Source organism: Citrobacter sp. Colony219 (assembly GCF_019382635.1).
Taxonomy (GTDB): Bacteria; Pseudomonadota; Gammaproteobacteria; order Enterobacterales; family Enterobacteriaceae; genus Citrobacter; species Citrobacter youngae.
In genome coordinates, this window is the sequence record NZ_CP080033.1 from 1,060,232 (window position 1) to 1,061,360 (window position 1,129).

Genomic DNA, 1,129 nt, shown 5'->3' on the forward strand with positions numbered 1-1,129 from the left:
ATGGCGCAAAATAATAATAAAAATCACCCTTTTGGGTAGACTTTTACGTGGGCTATCTCTAGAATGCCGCCGTTTGCCAGAAATCCATAGGTAAGCAAATTTGCATTGATTCATGATGCGTTAATGAATTAATATGCAAATAAAGTGAGTGAATATTCTCTGGAGGGTGTTTTGATTAAGTCAGCGCTATTGGTTCTGGAAGACGGAACCCAGTTTCACGGTCGGGCCATAGGGGCAACAGGTTCGGCGGTTGGGGAAGTCGTTTTCAATACTTCAATGACCGGTTATCAAGAAATCCTCACTGATCCTTCCTATTCCCGCCAAATCGTCACTCTTACTTATCCTCATATCGGTAATGTCGGCACCAATGAAGCCGATGCTGAATCTTCTCAGGTACATGCGCAAGGTCTGGTCATTCGTGACCTGCCGCTGATTGCCAGCAACTTCCGCGATACCGAAGACCTCTCTTCTTATCTGAAGCGCCATAACATTGTGGCGATTGCCGATATCGATACCCGTAAGCTGACGCGTTTGCTGCGTGAAAAGGGTGCACAGAACGGCTGCATCATCGCGGGTGATAACCCGGATGCGGCGCTGGCATTGGAAAAAGCAAAAGCTTTCCCTGGCCTGAACGGTATGGACCTGGCGAAAGAAGTCACCACTGCGGAGCCGTATAGCTGGACGCAAGGTAGCTGGACGCTGGCCGGTGACCTGCCGGAAGCCAAATCTACCGATGAACTGCCGTTCCACGTTGTGGCGTACGATTTCGGTGCTAAACGTAACATTCTGCGTATGTTAGCGGACCGCGGCTGCCGCCTGACGGTTGTACCGGCGAAAACCTCAGCAGAAGACGTTCTGAAGATGAATCCGGACGGTATCTTCCTGTCCAACGGCCCTGGCGACCCGGCGCCGTGCGACTACGCGATTACCGCGATTCAGAAATTCCTCGAAACCGATATTCCGGTATTTGGTATCTGCCTCGGCCATCAACTGCTGGCGCTGGCGAGCGGAGCGAAGACCATTAAGATGAAGTTCGGCCACCACGGCGGCAACCATCCGGTAAAAGATATTGATAACAACACCGTGATGATCACCGCGCAGAACCACGGTTTTGCGGTCGATGAAGCCT

General features: G+C 51.4%; 1 protein-coding gene. It reads left to right on the plus strand.

Annotated features, from left to right (window positions below; all coding sequences use genetic code 11):
- Positions 1–171: 171 nt before the first annotated feature.
- On the plus strand, positions 172–1,129 hold a 958-nt coding region (gene carA, locus JTI85_RS04650), incomplete at its 3' end, for a glutamine-hydrolyzing carbamoyl-phosphate synthase small subunit (protein WP_255575103.1).